At 71.5% G+C, this 17,328-nt stretch carries 10 protein-coding genes; 9 read left to right on the top strand and 1 reads right to left on the bottom strand.

The window, feature by feature from the left end; all coding sequences use genetic code 11:
- Positions 1 to 81: 81 nt before the first annotated feature.
- The 7 genes from AB0H86_RS38055 to AB0H86_RS38025 all read left to right on the top strand — a co-directional run bounded on the left by AB0H86_RS38055 (position 82) and on the right by AB0H86_RS38025 (position 12,144).
- Positions 82 to 1,857: an ABC transporter ATP-binding protein gene (locus AB0H86_RS38055; protein ID WP_362449608.1), complete on the top strand. Its 1,776-nt coding sequence runs from the start codon at positions 82 to 84 to the stop codon at positions 1,855 to 1,857.
- The gene (locus AB0H86_RS38050; protein ID WP_362449606.1) at positions 1,854 to 3,707 is read left to right on the top strand and encodes an ABC transporter ATP-binding protein; all 1,854 of its coding nucleotides are present in this window, start codon (positions 1,854 to 1,856) and stop codon (positions 3,705 to 3,707) included. Before AB0H86_RS38055 ends, AB0H86_RS38050 begins: the two co-directional genes overlap by 4 nt.
- Positions 3,708 to 3,723: 16 nt before the next feature.
- The gene (locus AB0H86_RS38045) at positions 3,724 to 5,481 is read left to right on the top strand and encodes an ABC transporter ATP-binding protein (protein ID WP_362449604.1); all 1,758 of its coding nucleotides are present in this window, start codon (positions 3,724 to 3,726) and stop codon (positions 5,479 to 5,481) included.
- Complete coding sequence (locus tag AB0H86_RS38040; protein ID WP_362449602.1) at positions 5,478 to 7,238, top strand: ABC transporter ATP-binding protein; 1,761 nt, start codon at positions 5,478 to 5,480, stop codon at positions 7,236 to 7,238. The genes AB0H86_RS38045 and AB0H86_RS38040 overlap by 4 nt, the downstream gene beginning before the upstream one ends.
- A gap of 265 nt (positions 7,239 to 7,503) precedes the next feature.
- The gene (locus tag AB0H86_RS38035; RefSeq protein ID WP_362449600.1) at positions 7,504 to 9,579 is read left to right on the top strand and encodes a M4 family metallopeptidase; all 2,076 of its coding nucleotides are present in this window, start codon (positions 7,504 to 7,506) and stop codon (positions 9,577 to 9,579) included.
- A gap of 316 nt (positions 9,580 to 9,895) precedes the next feature.
- A complete protein-coding gene (locus tag AB0H86_RS38030) occupies positions 9,896 to 11,560 on the top strand; it encodes a M4 family metallopeptidase (protein ID WP_362449598.1) in 1,665 nt (554 codons plus the stop codon).
- Between the two features lie 80 nt (positions 11,561 to 11,640).
- Complete coding sequence (locus AB0H86_RS38025; protein ID WP_362449596.1) at positions 11,641 to 12,144, top strand: DUF1990 domain-containing protein; 504 nt, start codon at positions 11,641 to 11,643, stop codon at positions 12,142 to 12,144.
- A 27-nt stretch (positions 12,145 to 12,171) separates the two neighbouring features.
- Here the strand turns inward: AB0H86_RS38025 and AB0H86_RS38020 are convergent, their stop codons facing one another.
- The gene (locus AB0H86_RS38020) at positions 12,172 to 14,790 is read right to left on the bottom strand and encodes a glycosyltransferase family 1 protein (RefSeq protein ID WP_362449594.1); all 2,619 of its coding nucleotides are present in this window, start codon (positions 14,788 to 14,790) and stop codon (positions 12,172 to 12,174) included.
- A 348-nt stretch (positions 14,791 to 15,138) separates the two neighbouring features.
- On the opposite strand from AB0H86_RS38020, the gene AB0H86_RS38015 reads away from it, so the two are divergent.
- Together AB0H86_RS38015 and AB0H86_RS38010 are read left to right on the top strand one after the other, a co-directional pair.
- Complete coding sequence (locus AB0H86_RS38015) at positions 15,139 to 16,338, top strand: S8 family peptidase (RefSeq protein ID WP_362449591.1); 1,200 nt, start codon at positions 15,139 to 15,141, stop codon at positions 16,336 to 16,338.
- Between the two features lie 226 nt (positions 16,339 to 16,564).
- Positions 16,565 to 17,328 (top strand): maltotransferase domain-containing protein (locus AB0H86_RS38010; RefSeq protein ID WP_362449589.1); only part of this gene is annotated, 764 nt, incomplete at its 3' end.

Here is a 17,328-nt window from a genome sequence, read left to right as displayed (position 1 = left end):
AGGTCGTAGGACCAGCGGCCGATCCCGGTCCGGCCAAAACTAGGTGGGCGTTGTCAGTGCCGGTCCGTAGGCTCGCTGCTGATGTCCACTACACGTGCAACCACCGAGGACCGCTCAGCCGTAAGAACCCTGCTGCGCCTGTGGCCGTACGTCCGCCCGGTGCGGGCGCGGCTACTGACCGCCGCGTTCGTCGCCGTGCTCGCCTCCTGCACGGGGCTGGTGATCCCGCTGGTACTGAAGTGGATGGTGGACGGGCCGGTCGCCGACCGGGACGGGGCGGGGGTGTGGCTCGGGGCGCTGTACCTGCTGCTGCTCGGGTTCGCGGAGGCACTGCTGTTCGGGTTGCGGCGGTGGCTGGTGGCCCGGCCGTTGTCGCATGTCGAGGCGGAGATGCGGGCGGATCTGTACCGGCGTCTGCAACGGCTGCCGGTGGCCTTCCACGACCGGTGGGCGTCCGGGCAGTTGCTGTCCCGGGGGACCACGGATCTGATGCTGCTGCGGATGTTCCTCGCCTTTCCGCTGACGTTCCTGCTGGTCAACGGTGTGACGATCCTCGTCGGTGTGGTGATCATGCTGCTGCAGGACTGGTCGCTGGGCCTGGTGATCCTGATTCCGGCCATCCCCGTGATGGTGACGTGCGTGATCTTCGAGAAGCGGTACGCCCTGGTGGCGCGGCGCGCGCAGGACCAGGTGGGGGACCTGACGACGGTCGTCGAGGAGAGCGTGCTCGGCATCCGGATCATCAAGGGTTTCGGGCGGCACCGCAGCCAGGCACGGGCGTTCCGTGAGCTGTCCCAGACGCTGCGGGGGACGGAGCTGCGGAAGGCGGGGTTGCTGGCGACGATCTGGGGCGTCATCGTGACGCTGCCGGAGGTGGCCATCGGGGCGGCGCTGGTTCTGGGCGCCGTGCAGGTGGCGGACGGGGAGCTGTCGGCGGGGACGCTGGTCGCCTTCCTGTCCACGGCCCTCGCGTTGCGCTGGCCGGTGGACTCGATCGGGTTCCTGCTGGCGATGAGCCAGGAGGCGGCGACAGCGACCGAGCGGTACTTCGAGGTGATGGACGAGGAGCTGGAATCACGCGCCACCACCAGCGCCCCGGCGCGCGCCGAGGGCACCGGACTCCGCTTCCACGACGTCTCGTTCCGCTACCCCGACGCCCCCGCCGGTTCGTCCCCCGTCCTCGACGGCGTGGACCTGCACATCCGCTCCGGCGAGTCCATCGCGCTCGTCGGCGCCACCGGCAGCGGGAAGACCACGCTCACCGCGCTTGTCCCCCGGCTGCACGAGGTGACGTCCGGGCGGATCACCCTGGACGGGCAGGACATCACGGCGATGTCCCGGCAGGAGCTGCGCCGCATGGTGGCCGTCGCCTTCGAGGAACCGACCCTGTTCTCCGCCGCCGTCGGCGAGAACGTGCTCATGGGGGCCGACGACACCGCGGGAAGCGCCGAGTTGGAGCGGGCCCTGGCCGTCGCGCAGGCCGACTTCGTGCACAGCCTCCCGCAGGGCACCGACACCCAGGTCGGCGAGCAGGGCCTCAGCCTCTCCGGCGGTCAGCGGCAGCGTCTCGCGCTGGCCCGGGCGGTCGTCGGCCGGCCCCGGTTCCTGGTGCTCGACGATCCGCTGTCCGCCCTCGACGTCCACACCGAGGCGGCGGTGGAGGCGGCCCTGCGGGACGTCCTCGCGGACACCACCGCCCTCATCGTGGCGCACCGCCCCTCGACCGTCCTGCTCGCCGACCGCGTCGCGCTGCTGTCCGACGGCCGGGTCACCGCGGTCGGCACCCACCACGAACTGCTGCGCGCGAACGCCGAGTACGCCCATCTGATGGCCGGGACCGAGGAGGCCGATCGATGACGGCGCCCACCACCACCGCACCGGACAGGACGCGGCCGCCCGAGCCACCCCACGGTTCGGGCGACCCCTTCGACCAGGACGTGCTGCCCACTCCCCCGGGCGCCACCGCCACCCTGCTGCGCTCCCTGCTCGCCCCGCTGCGGGCCCGGGTCGCGTTCACGACGCTGCTCCTGCTGCTCCAGCAGGCGGCGGTGCAGGTGGGACCACTGCTGGTGGCGTACGCCATCGACAGGGCGGTACCGGCGTTCCGGGACCACGACAACGGTCCGCTCGTCGCCGTGGCCGTCGGCTATCTGCTGTGCGCGCTGGCCTCCGGAGGGCTCCAGTACGCGTTCATCATCGCCTCCGCCCGGGTCAACCAGGACGTGCTCCTCGACCTGCGCGGCCGGATCTTCCGTCACGCGCAGGCGCTGAGCATCGACTTCCACGAGCGGTACACCTCGGGCCGACTCATCTCCCGTTCCACCACGGACGTGGAGTCGCTGCGCGAACTCCTCAGCGAGGGGCTGCAGGAGCTGGTCACAGTCATCCTGTCCTTCGTCTACATCTCGGCCCTGCTGCTCTGGCTGGACCTGGGGCTCGGCGCGGTCGCGGTGGCGTCCTTCGTGCCGCTGTACCTCCTCGTCCGGATGTACCGGCGGCGGGCGGGGCGGGTGTACCGGCTACGGTCCACGGCCATCGCCGCCGTGATCGTGAAGTTCGTCGAGACGATGAACGGCATCCGGCCGGTGCGCGCGTTCCGCCGGGAGGCCGCCAACGACGCCGACTTCGCCGTACTCAACAAGCGGCACGAGCGGATCAACGGGAGCGCGCTGCTGGAGATGGCCCGCTATGTCGTCAGCTCCCGGCTGGTCGCGAACACGGCCGTCGCACTGATCGTGCTGTGGGGCGCCCAGCGGGTGGCGGACGGTTCGCTGGAGCTGGGTGTGCTGGCGGCGGCTGTGCTGTACCTGCGGCGGCTGTACGACCCGATCGACCGGCTCGGCATGTTCCTGAACTCGTACCAGTCGGCGGCGGCCTCGCTGGAGAAGATCGCGGGGCTGCTGGCGCAGACGCCGACCGTGCCGGAGCCGTCGGTTCCCCGGGAGCTTCCGTCGCCGAGGAGCGACCTGCCCGGCCGTGAGGTGGTCTTCGACGGTGTCCGGTTCGCCTACCGCACCGGCGGCGAGGTGCTGCCCAGCTTCGGACTGACGCTGCCGGCCGGGCAGACGGTCGCGGTCGTCGGCTCGACCGGCGCGGGCAAGTCGACGCTGGCCAAGCTGCTCGCCCGCTTCTACGACCCCTCCGAGGGCCGGGTCCTTCTCGACGGCGTGGACCTGCGCGAGCTGTCCGTGCCCGAACTGCGGCGCGGGGTGGTCATGGTGACGCAGGAGGCGTTCCTGTTCTCCGGCACGGTCGCCGAGAACATCGCGATCGGACGGCCGGACGCCACCCGTGGCGACATCGAGCGGGCCGCGAAGGCGATCGGGGCGCACGAGTTCATCAGCGCCCTGCCCGACGGCTACGACACGGACGTCCGCAAGCGGGGCGGCCGTATCTCCGCCGGGCAGCGCCAACTCGTCGCGTTCGCACGGGCGTTGCTCGCCGATCCGGCGGTGCTGATCCTCGATGAGGCGACCAGCTCGCTCGACATCCCGGGCGAACGGGCGGTGCAGCGGGCGATGGCGACGGTACTGAAGGGGCGTACGGCGGTCGTGATCGCGCACCGGCTGTCGACGGTGGAGATCGCCGACCGGGTGCTGGTCATGGAGCACGGCCGGATCGTCGAGGACGGCACCCCGGCCGAACTCGTCGCGGGTACCGGCCGGTTCGCGGATCTGCACCGGGCGTGGCGGGACAGTCTGGCGTGATCTTCCAGGGGGAGTGTTGATCGACGCGTACGAGGATCCGGGCACGCCCGACTGTCGGGGCGGCTGGTGGTATCTGTGGTGGCTGGTGCTGCGGCAGCCGTGGCGGTCGGCGGCGGGGGCGCTGCTGGGCAGCGCGTGGATGGTGCTGCTCGCGGCGACGCCCTATCTGATGGCCCGGGCCGTGGACGAGGGCCTGGAGACGGGGGACATGGGCGCGCTGGCCCTGTGGACCGGTCTGCTGGTCGCGGTCGGCACCTTCAACGCCTGGCTGGGCGTCATGCGGCACCGCACGATGACCCGGGTGCGGATGGACGCCAACTTCCGCACGGTCAAGGTCGTCGTCGGGCACGCGGTGCGGCTGGGGGCGGCGCTGCCCCGGCGGGTCGGGGCCGGAGAGGTCGTGACGATCGGTGTGGGGGACGTGCAGCAGATCAGCTCGTCCCTGACGGTGATCGGCCCCGGTGTCGGCGCGGTCGTCGCCTACCTGGTGGTCGCGGGGCTGCTGCTGTCCGTCTCCACGCAGCTCACCGTGGTGGTGCTGCTCGGGGTGCCGTTGGTCGCCGTGCTCGTCGGGCCGTTGATGCTCAGGCTGCAGGGCACGGAGGCGGAGTACCGGGAGCGTCAGGGCGTGCTGACCGCGCGGATCGGCGACCTCGCGGGCGGGCTGCGGGTCCTGAACGGGCTCGGTGGCAAGGGGCTGGTCGCCGACGCCTTCCGGCGGGACTCGACGCGGCTGCGCGAGCAGGGGTACCGGGTGGGAGCGGTGACCAGCTGGATGCAGGCGCTCGGCGTGGGCCTGCCGACGCTGTACCTCGCGGTGGTGACCTGGATGGCGGCCCGGATGGCGGCCCAGGGCACCCTCACGGTGGGCGAGTTGGTGTCGGTGTACGGCTATGTCGCGGTGCTGGTGCGCCCGGTGGCGTACTTCGTCGACTGGGGCTACCAGCTCGGCCGGGGTGTGGTGGCCGCGCGGCGGGTCGTACGACTGCTGCGGGTGGAACCGGAGCCGGACGGCGGGGTGTGCGACGCTCCCGCGGAACCGTCGGTGCTGTACGACCCGGAGTCCGGGGTACGGGTGCCGCCGGGGCGGCTGATCGCGCTGGCCGGGGCCCGGCTGGCCGACACGGCGGCCGTCGTCGACCGGCTGGGCCGGTACGCGCCGTCCGAGGCGACCTGGGGCGGCGTGCGTCTGGACGAGGTGCCGTTGCCGCAGGTGCGGGCGCGGATCCTGGTCGCCGACCACGAGGCCGATCTGTTCGCGGGGCCGCTGCGTGAACTGGTCGGCGGGCGTGGGGATTTCGACGACGGGGAGATCATGGCGGCGGTGCGGGCCGCTGCCGCGGAGGACCTCGTGCGGGGCCTGCCGGACGGGCTGGACTCGGACGTCGACGCGCAGGGGCGCAACCTTTCCGGCGGACAGCGGCAGCGGGTCCGGCTGGTGCGGGCGCTGCTGGCCGCCCCGGAGGTGCTGCTGGCCGTGGAGCCGACCTCGGCGCTCGACGCGCACACGGAGGCGGCGGTCGCGGCCCGGCTGCGGGACGCGCGCCGGGGTCGTACGACCGTCGTCACCACCACCTCCCCACTTGTGCTGGACCGTGTGGACACCGTGCTCTACCTGGTCGACGGGAAGGTCGCGGCCGGCGGCAGCCATCAGCGGCTGCTGGCGCAGGAGCCCGGCTACCGGGCGCTGGTGACCCGGGACGCGGACATCGAGGAGGCCGCCGGCCCGCGCGAGGACGGGGCCGGCCGGGACGCCGAGGAGGTTCTGGGGTGACGCGGGGACAGTTGCCGATCGCCGGGCCCGCGGCCGTGCGGCGCGCCGCCGGGCGTCTGGTGCGCGCCGACGCGCGTGCCTTCGTCGTCGTGCTGGCGCTGAACGCGGCGGCCGCCGGGGCGGGACTCGCCGGGCCGTGGCTGCTGGGCCGGATCATCGACGAGGTGCGGACCGGGGGCGGCGTCGGCGCGGTGGACCGGGCCGCGCTGGGGATCGTGGCCTGCGCGGCGGCGCAGTTGCTGCTGGCGCGCTGGGCGCGGTACGCCGGGCACCGGTTCGGGGAACGGACGCTGGCCCGGGTCCGCGAGGAGTTCGTCGACCGGACGCTGGCGCTGCCCGCGTCCGTGGTGGAGCGGGCCGGCACCGGCGATCTGACGGCGCGCGGTACGGCGGACGTGGCCACCGTCGGTACCACGCTGCGCGACGCGGGGCCCGAGCTGCTCATCAATGTCGTGCAGGCGCTGTTCCTGCTCGGCGCGGTCTTCGTGATCGACCCGCTGCTGGGCACCGTGGGCGTGTTCGGCCTCATCCCGATCTGGTTCGCCCTGCGCTGGTATCTGCGCCGGGCCCGGGACGCCTATCTCGCCGAGGGCGAGGCGAACTCGGACGTCGCCGAGATCCTCGCGGCGACCGCGGCCGGGGCCCGCACGGTGGAGGCGTTCCGGCTGCGGGAGCGCCGGGTCGCGGCGAGCCGTCAGGCGCTGGACCTCTCCCGGCGCAGACGCCTGTTCACGCTGCGTCTGCGCACGGTGTTCTTCCCGGTGGTGGACATGGCGTATCCCTTCCCGGTGGCCGGGGTGTTGCTGCTCGGCGGGGTGCTGCACGCGCACGGGGCGGTGAGTCTGGGAGCGGTCGTGGCGGCCGCGCTGTATCTGCGGCAGCTCGAGGGGCCGCTGGACGAGATCCTCGTCAGGGTCGAGCAACTGCAGAGCAGCGGCGCCTCCTTCGCCCGGGTGGAGGGCCTGGCCGGGGCGCCGCGCACCGCCGCGGACAGCGGCTCCCCCACTCCGGCGGGTGACCGCATCGACGTGACGGGCGTGCACTACGCCTACGACCGGGGGCGTGAGGTGCTGCACGGGGTGGACCTGACCGTACGGCCCGGGGAGCGGCTGGCCGTCGTCGGTCCGTCCGGTGCCGGGAAGACCACGCTGAGCAGGCTGCTGGCGGGCGTCGACACACCGAGCGCGGGTGCGGTGACGGTGGGCGGGGTGCCGGTCGTCGAACTGGGCCCGGAACAGTTACGCCGGCAGGTCGTGCTGGTCACCCAGGAGCACCATGTGTTCCTGGGTACGGTCCGCGACAACCTGCTGATCGCCGAACCCGCCGCTACGGACGAGGAGTTGTGGGCCGCGCTGGGGGCGGTCGGCGCCAACGTCTGGGTACGGGAGCTGCCCGACGGGCTGAACACCGAACTGGGTGAGAGCGGTTGCCGTACGGACGGGTCCCAGGCGCAGCAACTCGCGCTGGCCCGGGTGGTCCTGGCCGACCCGCACACCCTGATCCTCGACGAGGCCACCGCCCTGCTGGACCCGACGACCGCCCGGCACACCGAGCGCGCCCTGGCCGCCGTACTGGAGGGCCGCACGGTCATCGCCATCGCCCACCGCCTGCACACCGCGCACGACGCGGACCGGGTGGCCGTGATGGAGGACGGCCGCCTGACCGAACTCGGCACACACGAGGAGCTGGTGACGGCGCAGGGCGCGTACGCGGCGCTGTGGCGGTCGTGGCACGGGGATCGGGCGCCGGGGCACTGATCCCGGGCGATCGGTCCGCATATCGGACATGAACTCCCGGACAACGGAGGATTTCCGGCCAAGTTCCTGACGCGCTCCTGACAGAAACCGCACTCTCCTGCCACTCTTCCCACGGCCCCTGCACAGCAACCTCACATGTTCCACCGCTGTGCCGCGGCCGAGCACCCGCACGAGGTTCTGCGCACCGCCCCTGTTCTGCCCGTTCGGCCCACCCGCCGACCGGTCTCCCCTGGCCGCGCGTGCCGCGGCCGTGCAGAAGGAGTCAGTGTTGAGAAGTTCCTCTCACAGACGCACCCCCCACACCACCTCTCACGCCACCCTCCACTCCGCGCGCCGCAAGGCCGCGGCGGTCGCCCTCGTCGGCGTCTCCGCCCTGATCGCCGCGGCCGTCCAGTCGGGCGCCGCCACCGCCGCCCCGCATAAGGCCCCGTCGGTCGCGGGCAAGGTCATACCGGGCGCCGAGTCCGTGAAGCTCACCCCCGCCCAGCGCGCCGAGCTGATCCGGCAGGCCGACGCCGGCAAGACGCGGACCGCCAAGGACCTGGGCCTGGGCGCCAAGGAGAAGCTGGTCGTCCGGGACGTCCTCAAGGACGGCGACGGCACGGTCCACACCCGCTACGAGCGCACCTACGACGGCCTGCCCGTCCTCGGCGGCGACCTCGTCGTGGACAGCACGAAGGCCGACGCCACCGAGTCGGTCGTCAAGGCCACCCGCGCCGCCATCAAGCCGGCCACCACCACGGCCGCACTGCCCGCGGCCAAGGCCAGGACGCAGGCGCTCAAGGCTGCCGCGGCCGAGGACGCCAAGAGCCCCGAGGTCAACCGTGCCCCGCGCAAGGTGATCTGGGCGGCCGACGGCAAGCCGACCCTGGCGTACGAGACGGTCGTGGGCGGTTTCCAGCACGACGGCACCCCGCAGGAGCTGCACGTCGTCACCGACGCGGCCACCGGAGCGAAGCTGTTCGAGTGGGAGGCCATCGAGACCGGCACCGGCAACACGGTGTACTCCGGCACGGTCGACCTGACCACCACGCAGTCCGGGTCGACGTACAACCTCACCGACGGCGCCCGCGGCGGCCACAAGACGTACAACCTCAACCGCGGCACCTCCGGCACCGGCACGCTCTTCTCCGGACCCGACGACGTGTGGGGCAACGGCAGCGCCTCGAACCTGGAGTCGGCCGCCGCGGACGCGCACTACGGCGCCCAGCTGACCTGGGACTACTACAAGAACGTGCACGGCCGCAGCGGCATCAAGGGCGACGGCGTGGGCGCGTACTCCCGGGTCCACTACGGCAACAACTACGTCAACGCGTTCTGGTCCGACAGCTGCTTCTGCATGACCTACGGCGACGGCTCGGGCAACACCAACCCGCTGACGGCGATCGACGTGGCCGCGCACGAGATGACGCACGGCCTGACCTCCAACACGGCCGGCCTCAACTACAGCGGCGAGTCCGGCGGTCTGAACGAGGCCACCTCGGACATCTTCGGCTCGACCGTCGAGTTCTACGCCAACAACACCTCCGACGTCGGTGACTACCTCATCGGCGAGGAGATCGACATCAACGGCGACGGCACCCCGCTGCGCTACATGGACAAGCCGAGCAAGGACGGCGCGTCCAAGGACAGTTGGTACTCCGGCCTCGGCTCGATCGACGTGCACTACTCCTCGGGCCCCGCGAACCACTTCTTCTACCTGCTGAGTGAGGGCAGTGGCACCAAGACCATCAACGGTGTCACCTACAACTCGGCCACCTCGGACGGGCTTCCGGTCACCGGCATCGGCCGGGACAAGGCGGAGAAGATCTGGTTCCGCGCGCTGACCACGAAGTTCACCTCGACCACCAACTACGCGTCGGCCCGCACCGGCACGCTCGCGGCGACCGGTGAGCTGTACGGCACCACGAGCGCCGAGTACAAGGCCGTGCAGGACGCCTTCGCGGCCATCGCGGTCGGCGCCCGCTCCGACGGCGGCGGCGGGGGCGGCGGCACCTCCTTCGAGAACGCGGCCGACGTATCGATTCCGGACAACGGTGCCGCGGTCACCTCGTCGGTCACCGTCTCGGGCCGGACGGGCAACGCCCCGTCCAACCTCGCGGTGGCGGTCGACATCGTCCACACCTACATCGGTGACCTCCAGGTGCAGTTGGTCGCCCCCGACGGGACGGCGTACACGCTCAAGGCGTACGGCACCGGCGGGAGCACGGACAACCTCAACACCACGTACACGGTGAACGCCTCCTCCGAAGTCGCCAACGGTGTATGGCAGTTGAGGGTCCAGGACAACGCGGCCCAGGACACCGGCTACATCAACAGCTGGAAGCTCACCTTCCCGTAGACCCCACGGGGCCGCATGGCCCCCCACGGTCTCCCACGACAGGGCGCCGTTCCGGTGGTTCGACTCCACCGGAACGGCGCCCTCTTTTTGCCACCTCTATACGCACCGTCGGTTGGCGCTTGACCCTGCTCAACGCCGTTCACATGAACGCAATGTTCACCCGAAGGTCAGTTTTGAGCCAACATCACTTGAGGGTCATGACATGTACGCGCCCTCAGTGCCACTCTTCCCTCACGCCGCTTCAGCACAGCAACTCCACAACTCACTCCGACCGGTGACCCCAACCACCGGGCGGACTCCCCACAAAGGAGCATGCGTGACCCCCCTCTACGCGCGTCACAAGCGAACGACTCTGGCCATCGCCACCGCCGTCGCCGCCGGAGCCCTGCTGACCACCGGTCTGACCACCGGTTCCTCAGCCGCCGCCGAAACCGCGGCGGACACCGGCAGATCCACGCTCGCCTCCGCCCCGCTGCAACTGTCCTCGGCGGCCCGCACCTCGCTGATCCAGGAGCAGCAGGCCGACGCGGCCGGCACCGCCCAGAAGATAGGCCTCGGCGCCAAGGAGAAGCTGGTCGTCAAGGACGTCGTGAAGGACGTCGACGGCGCGGTCCACACCCGCTACGAGCGCACCTACGCGGGCCTTCCGGTCCTCGGCGGCGACCTGGTCGTCCACCAGTCGCCCACCGGTACGACCAAGGGCGTGACCAAGGCGCACTCGGCCACCATCAAGGTCGCCTCCGTGACGCCGAAGCTCGCCGCCGCCAAGGCAGAGAAGCAGGCACTGACCGCCGCACAGGCCGCCGGTTCCGAGAAGACCACCGCCGACCAGGCCCCGCGCAAGGTGATCTGGGCCGCCTCCGGCACCCCGGTCCTCGCCTACGAGACGGTCGTCGGCGGCCTCCAGGACGACGGCACCCCCAACGAGCTGCACGTCATCACCGACGCGGCCACCGGCAAGAAGCTCTACGAGTACCAGGGCATCGAGACCGGCACCGGCAAGAGCCTCTACTCGGGCACGGTCACCCTCAACACGACCCTGTCGGGCTCGACGTACCAGCTGACCGACGGCACCCGCGGCAGCCACAAGACGTACAACAAGTCGCACACCAGCACCACCTCCGCGGGCACCCTGTTCACCGACGCGGACGACACCTGGGGCACCGGCGCCGCCTCCAGCTCCACCACGGACCAGACCGCCGCGGTCGACGCCGCCTACGGCGCCCAGGTGACCTGGGACTTCTACAAGTCGACGTTCGGCCGCAGCGGCATCAAGAACAACGGCGTGGCGGCCTACTCCCGCGTCCACTACGGCAACGCGTACGTCAACGCGTTCTGGGACGACAGCTGCTTCTGCATGACGTACGGCGACGGCTCGGGCAACGTCAACCCGCTGACCTCGCTGGACGTGGCCGGCCACGAGATGAGCCACGGTGTCACCTCGAACACCGCGGGCCTCAACTACAGCGGCGAGTCCGGCGGCCTGAACGAGGCCACCTCGGACATCTTCGGCACCGGCGTCGAGTTCTACGCCGCCAACTCCAACGACGTCGGTGACTACCTCATCGGCGAGGAGATCGACATCAACGGCGACGGCACCCCGCTGCGCTACCAGGACAAGCCCAGCAAGGACGGCGGCTCCGCCGACTACTGGTCCTCATCGGTCGGCAACCTCGACGTGCACTACTCGTCGGGCGTCGCGAACCACTTCTTCTACCTGCTGTCGGAGGGCAGCGGCGCGAAGACGATCAACGGCGTCTCGTACAACTCGCCGACGTCCAACGGATCCACGGTCACCGGAATCGGCCGCGCCAAGGCGCTGCAGATCTGGTACAAGGCGCTGACGACGTACTTCACGTCGACGACCAACTACAAGGCGGCCCGCACCGGCACCCTCTCGGCCGCCAGCGCCCTCTACGGCGCCAGCAGCACCGAGTACGCCGCGGTCGCGGCAGCCTGGTCGGCGGTCAACGTCAGCTGATTGTCAGGCAGTTGACGGCACCGTGACAGGGCGGCACCCGGGACGAAAGCGTTCCCGGGTGCCGCCCTACTCTTGGGCCCATGTCCTTCACGTACGACGACGTCGGCGCGACCCGGGAAAGCGGCTTCTGCCCGCCCGGCTTCCGCCCCCTGCATGTGCGCAGCCGCATAGGCGAGGGCGAGGAGGTCTTCCAGAGAGCCCGCGAGGCGCTCCTCACCTGGGAGATGCACCGCGCGCTGGGCGTGGGCGTCGACGCGAGCGCGGACCGTGCCGCTCCCGACGTCGACGTCACGGTCACCCTCGGCGGCCTGATCAAGGCGCCCTGCCGGGTGGTCTGGACGATGGAGGAACCCCGCCGCGCCGGCTGGGCCTACGGCACCCTGAGCGGCCACCCGGAATCCGGCGAGGAGTCCTTCGTCGTGGACCGCACCGGCGACGGCACGGTCTGGCTGACGATCTCGGCCTTCAGCCGCGCCGCGAAGTGGTACGCCCGGGCGGGCGGCCCGGCGACCCGGGGCCTGCAGCAGGCCTACGCCCGACGCTGCGGGGCGGTGCTGCGCAGACTGTGCGCCGAGTTCGAGTGACCGTCCGCCGGGGCCGCCGGCGCAGGCCTACCGCATGAGCACCCCCGCCGCCTCCACCACCTCGTCCGACGGCAGCGCCACCAGCCCCGGTTCGGTGCCGGCCGCCAGCAGGCGGTGGGCCGGCAGGACCCGGACCGTGTAGCCGAAGGGTCCCGTGCGATCCAGGGACAGCGAACCCTCGTACAGCCTGCGTCCCTCCTGGTCCGGGCCGCCCGCCGGTTTCAGCGGGACGGCCGTGGCGTCGGTGATGCGGTCCTCCTCGTCGACCCGGCCCGAGACCGCCTGCACCTCGACGTCGTCGGGGCCGAGGTCGCCCAGTGCGACGCGGACGCGCACCCCGAGGACCGTGCCGAGTTCCGCGGTCGCCGTTTCGGCGGTCGTCTCCACGTGGTCGACGGTGACGCGGGGCCAGGCCGCGCGCAGCCGTGCCTTCCACTCGGCGATCTCGCGGGCGGAGTCCGGGTCGGTGCCGCGGTGGGCGCGGGCGGCCGGGGCGTAGAGCCGCTCGACGTACTCGCGGACCATGCGGCCGGCCAGCACCTTGGGGCCGAGCAGGGTGAGGGTCTGGCGAACCATCTCGATCCAGCGGTCGGGCAGGCCCTGCTGCCCGCGCTCGTAGAAGCGAGGGGTCACCCGCTGTTCCAGGAGGTCGTAGAGCGCGGCGGCCTCGATGTCGTCGCGGTGGTCGGCGTCGGTGCCGGCCCCGTCGGCGGTGGGGATCGCCCAGCCGAAGTCGGGCTGGAACCACTCGTCCCACCAGCCGTCCAGGACCGAGAGGTTGAGACACCCGTTCAGCGCGGCCTTCATCCCGCTGGTGCCGCACGCCTCCAGCGGCCTGAGCGGGTTGTTGAGCCAGATGTCACAGCCCGGGTAGAGCTTCTGCGCCATCGCCATGCCGTAGTCGGGCAGGAACACGAGCCGGTGGCGCACCCGTGGGTCGTCGGAGAACCGCACCAGTTCCTGCACCAGCCGCTTGCCGCCGTCGTCCGCGGGGTGTGCCTTCCCGGCGACGACGATCTGGATCGGCCGCTCGGGATGCAGAAGCAGGTCCATCAGCCGGTCCCGGTCCCGCAGCATCAGGGTCAGCCGCTTGTACGACGGGACCCGCCGGGCGAACCCGATCGTCAGCACGTCGGGGTCGAGCACTCCGTCGATCCAGCCCAACTCGGCCGTACCCGCGCCGCGTTGCCGCCAGGAGGCACGCAGTCGTTCCCGTACCTCCGTCACCAGTTGCTCGCGCAGGTTGCGCCGCAGCTCCCAGATGTCCTGGTCGGGGATGTCCGCGACCGCGTCCCACCGGTCCGACCCGACGCCCGTCATCGCGTCCTCGGTGCGCTGGGCGCCGATCTGCCGGGCGCCGAGCCGGAACACCTCCGGGGCGACCCAGGTCGGGGCGTGCACCCCGTTCGTCACGGAGGTGATCGGCACCTCCTCGGGGTCGAATCCCGGCCACAGTCCGGAGAACATCTCCCGGCTGACCCTGCCGTGCAACAAGGAGACACCGTTGGCCCGTTGGGCCAGCCTGAGCCCCATCACGGCCATGTTGAAGAGGTTCGGTTCACCGCCGGGGTAGGTCTCCATGCCCAGTTGCAGCACCCGTCCGACATCGATCCTCGGCAGTTCCGCGTCGGGCCCGAAGTGGTGGGCGACCAGCTCCCGGTCGAAGCGGTCGATGCCCGCGGGCACGGGGGTGTGGGTGGTGAAGACGGTCCCGGCCCGGACCGCCTCAAGACCGGAGTCGAAGTCCAGCCCCTGGTCGCAGAGTTCGGCGATCCGCTCCAGACCGAGGAAGCCCGCGTGGCCCTCGTTGGTGTGGAAGACCTCGGGTTCGGGGTGCCCGGTCAGGCGGCAGTACGTCCGCACCGCCCGCACACCCCCTATCCCGAGCAGCATCTCCTGAAGCAGCCGATGCTCACCGCCGCCGCCGTAGAGCCGGTCGGTCACCCCGCGCTCGCCGAGGTCGTTCTCCTCCACGTCGGAGTCCAGCATCAGCAGCGGGACCCGGCCCACCTGGGCCAGCCAGACACGGGCCCGCAGCCGCCTGCAGCCGGGCAGGGCCAGGGAGACGTCGGCCGGGGTGCCGTCGGCCTCCCTCAGCGGGGCGACGGGCAGCTCGTGGGGATCGAGCACCGGATAGTGCTCCTGTTGCCAGCCGTCGCGGGACAGGGTCTGCCGGAAGTACCCGTGCCGGTACAGCAGCCCGACACCGATCAGCGGTACGCCGAGGTCGCTGGCCGCCTTGAGATGGTCGCCGGCGAGGATGCCGAGGCCGCCGGAGTACTGGGGCAGGGCGGCGGTGATGCCGAACTCGGGCGAGAAGTAGGCGACGGCGTGGGGCAGGTCGGTGGTCTGCGTCTGGTACCAGCGGTCGCCGGTCAGGTAGTCGTGCAGGTCGTCCGCGGCCACGGCGAGCCGGCGCAGAAAGCGACGGTCCTCGGCGAGCTCGGCGAGCCGCCCTGGCCGCACGCTGCCGAGCAGCCGCACGGGGTCACCGCCCGAGGCGGCCCACCGCTCCGGATCAACGGACTGGAACAGATCACGCGTCTCCGTGTGCCAGGACCAGCGCAGATTGCGCGCGAGGTCGCTCAGCGGCCGGAGGGGCTCGGGGAGAACGGGACGGACGGTGAATCGACGGATCGCCTTCACTTGCCACCTCGTCAGGCGTGCGGAGGGGACCCACGACGGTGTGCGTCCCAGCTTCACGCTCGACGGTAATGGTTACTTCGGAGTCGGTGGGGTCGCGCCGGGGCATGGCCGGTCGGAGTCGGTGAACTCGAGGTCGTCGGGGAGTCGACGCGGCAGCGCCAGGCCGGGATACGCCAGGCCGGGATACCCGGCGACGCCCCCCTTCCGATATGGCCGATTCCGCACCTGTAGGCGTTCTTGTGGTGCTTCACCCCGCACGAGAGGCTGCCAGTGGCGTGCTGGTCGGCCGTCGGGCGCACCCGGCGGAACACGGCCGTCCACGCCGACTTCAGGAGGGGGTACACAGCCATGGCACGGACGCGAACACGGCGTCTGCGCGTGGCGGGGGGTCTGACCGCGGTGACCTGTGTCGCGGCGCTTTCGGCCATCACCCTGCCCGCGCACGCCGCACCGCAGGGGCGGATACTCGGCGCCGGAGAGCCCGGCTCCGTGGGCGGAAGTTACCTGGTGACGCTCAAGGGGGGCACGAAGGCACCCTCGGCGGCCGGAAAGGGCCTCGCCGAGAAGTACGGGGCGAGAATCAGCCACACCTACGGCACGGTCCTCAACGGTTACGCGGTGCGGGCGAACGAGAGACAGGCGAGGCTCCTCGCGGCGGACCCGCGGGTCGCCTCGGTCGCCCAGGACAGCCGCGTGAGCCTGGACCGGGTGCAGAAGAACCCGCCGTCCTGGGGCCTGGACCGGATCGACCAGCCGGCCCTGCCGCTCGACCGGAGCTACACCTCACCGGCCTCGGGGGGCGCCGGGGTGACCGTGTACGTGATCGACACCGGGATCCGGATCGATCACAAGGACTTCGGCGGGCGGGCGAGTCACGGCTGGGACTTCGTCGGCGGCGACCGGAACGCGGGCGACGGCAACGGGCACGGCACCCATGTCGCCGGCATCGTGGCCGGCGCCGGGTACGGCGTCGCCAAGAAGGCCGAGGTGGTCGCCGTACGCGTGCTCGACAACGCCGGCGCGGGCACCACCGCCCGGGTCATCGCCGGTATCGACTGGGTGACGAAACACGCCAAAAAACCGGCGGTCGCCAACCTCAGTCTCGGCGGCTACCGCAACGCCCAGCTGGACGCCGCCGTGCGCGACTCCATCCGGTCCGGTGTGACGTATACGGTCGCCGCGGGCAACGACGGGCTGCCCGCCTCCCTGTACTCCCCCGCGGCCGTCAAGGAGGCGATCACGGTCGGCGCCACCGACACAAAGGATGCCAAACCGGGCTTCTCCAACTACGGCTCGGTACTCGACCTGTTCGCCCCCGGCGTGTCGATCACCTCGGCGTCGTACGCGAGCGACACCGGCCGGGTGACCTACTCCGGTACGTCGATGGCGTCGCCGCACGCGGCCGGCGCGGCCGCGCTCTATCTCGCGGAGCATCGCCGGGCCACTCCCGCCCAGGTCGGCAAGGCACTGGTCGGTGCGGCCACATCCGGCAAGGTGTCCGGCCGGGGTCTGGGTTCACCGGACAAACTCCTGCGTGTGGCGCGCTGACCCAGGCCATGTCCGGCACCGGTCCCGTTCGGCCAGAACGGGGCCGGTCTTGTGTGTAGACATACGCGTGAGTAGTTAACAAAGTGCGGGATTGCTCACCCGAACGGGGTGGGAAGGCTCCTCCGGTACATTTCGCAGGAACAGCACAGGCACCCCAGGGATGCCCCGCAGGACCCACCTCCCCACAGCCATCCGCCCACCCACGTTGACGCGGACAGGAGCGGTCATGCCCGCCACGCACCACTCGTCAGCACCCCCGACACCCAGTACCGAAGCGCACCCCGTGCGTCCGGTCGACGGCCCGCCGGTCCCGGAGCCACCCTCCTCGGGCGACTGCACGGCCGTCGGGCGCATACCCGTCCTCGACGTCCGCCCGGTCGTCCAGCGCGGCCGCAGGCCGGCCAAGGCGGTGACCGGCGAGTTGTTCGAGATCTCGGCCACCGTGTTCCGCGAGGGTCATGACGCGGTCGCCGCCGACGTCGTACTGAAAGACCCGGAAGGGCGCCCCGGCCCGTGGACGCCGATGCGGGAACTGGCCCCGGGCACCGACCGCTGGGGCGCCACCGTCACCGCCGGCGAACCCGGCCACTGGACGTACACCGTGGAGGCCTGGGGCGATCCCGTCACCACCTGGCGGCGCCACGCGCAGATCAAGGTCCCGGCGGGGATGGACATCGAACTGGTCCTGGAGGAGGGCGCGCGGCTGTACGAGCGGGCGGCCTCCGGTGTCCCCAAGAAGGCCAAACGGCAGGTTCTCCGCGCCGCCGTCGCCACCCTCAGGGACGAGACCCGGCCCGCCGCCGCCCGGTTGGCGGCGGCGTTGACGCCGGAGGTGGACGCGGTGCTGGCCCGGTATCCGTTGCGGGAGCTGGTCACCGCCTCGGACACGCTGCCACTGCTGGTCGAGCGGGAACGCGCCCTGTACGGCGCCTGGTACGAGTTCTTCCCCCGCTCCGAGGGCACCGCGCAGCACCCGCACGGCACCTTCCG

The organism is Streptomyces sp. NPDC050997, assembly GCF_040660135.1.
GTDB lineage: Bacteria > Actinomycetota > Actinomycetes > Streptomycetales > Streptomycetaceae > Streptomyces.
This window is presented reverse-complemented; position numbering and strand designations above follow the sequence as displayed.

Bases quoted from the DNA above. Each gene is read 5' to 3' on its own strand.
- AB0H86_RS38025 (WP_362449596.1), top strand. From the start codon at position 11,641: ATGTCCTTCACGTACGACGACGTCGGCGCGACCCGGGAAAGCGGCTTC.
- AB0H86_RS38015 (WP_362449591.1), top strand. From the start codon at position 15,139: ATGGCACGGACGCGAACACGGCGTCTGCGCGTGGCGGGGGGTCTGACC.
- AB0H86_RS38055 (WP_362449608.1), top strand. From the start codon at position 82: ATGTCCACTACACGTGCAACCACCGAGGACCGCTCAGCCGTAAGAACC.
- AB0H86_RS38050 (WP_362449606.1), top strand. From the start codon at position 1,854: ATGACGGCGCCCACCACCACCGCACCGGACAGGACGCGGCCGCCCGAG.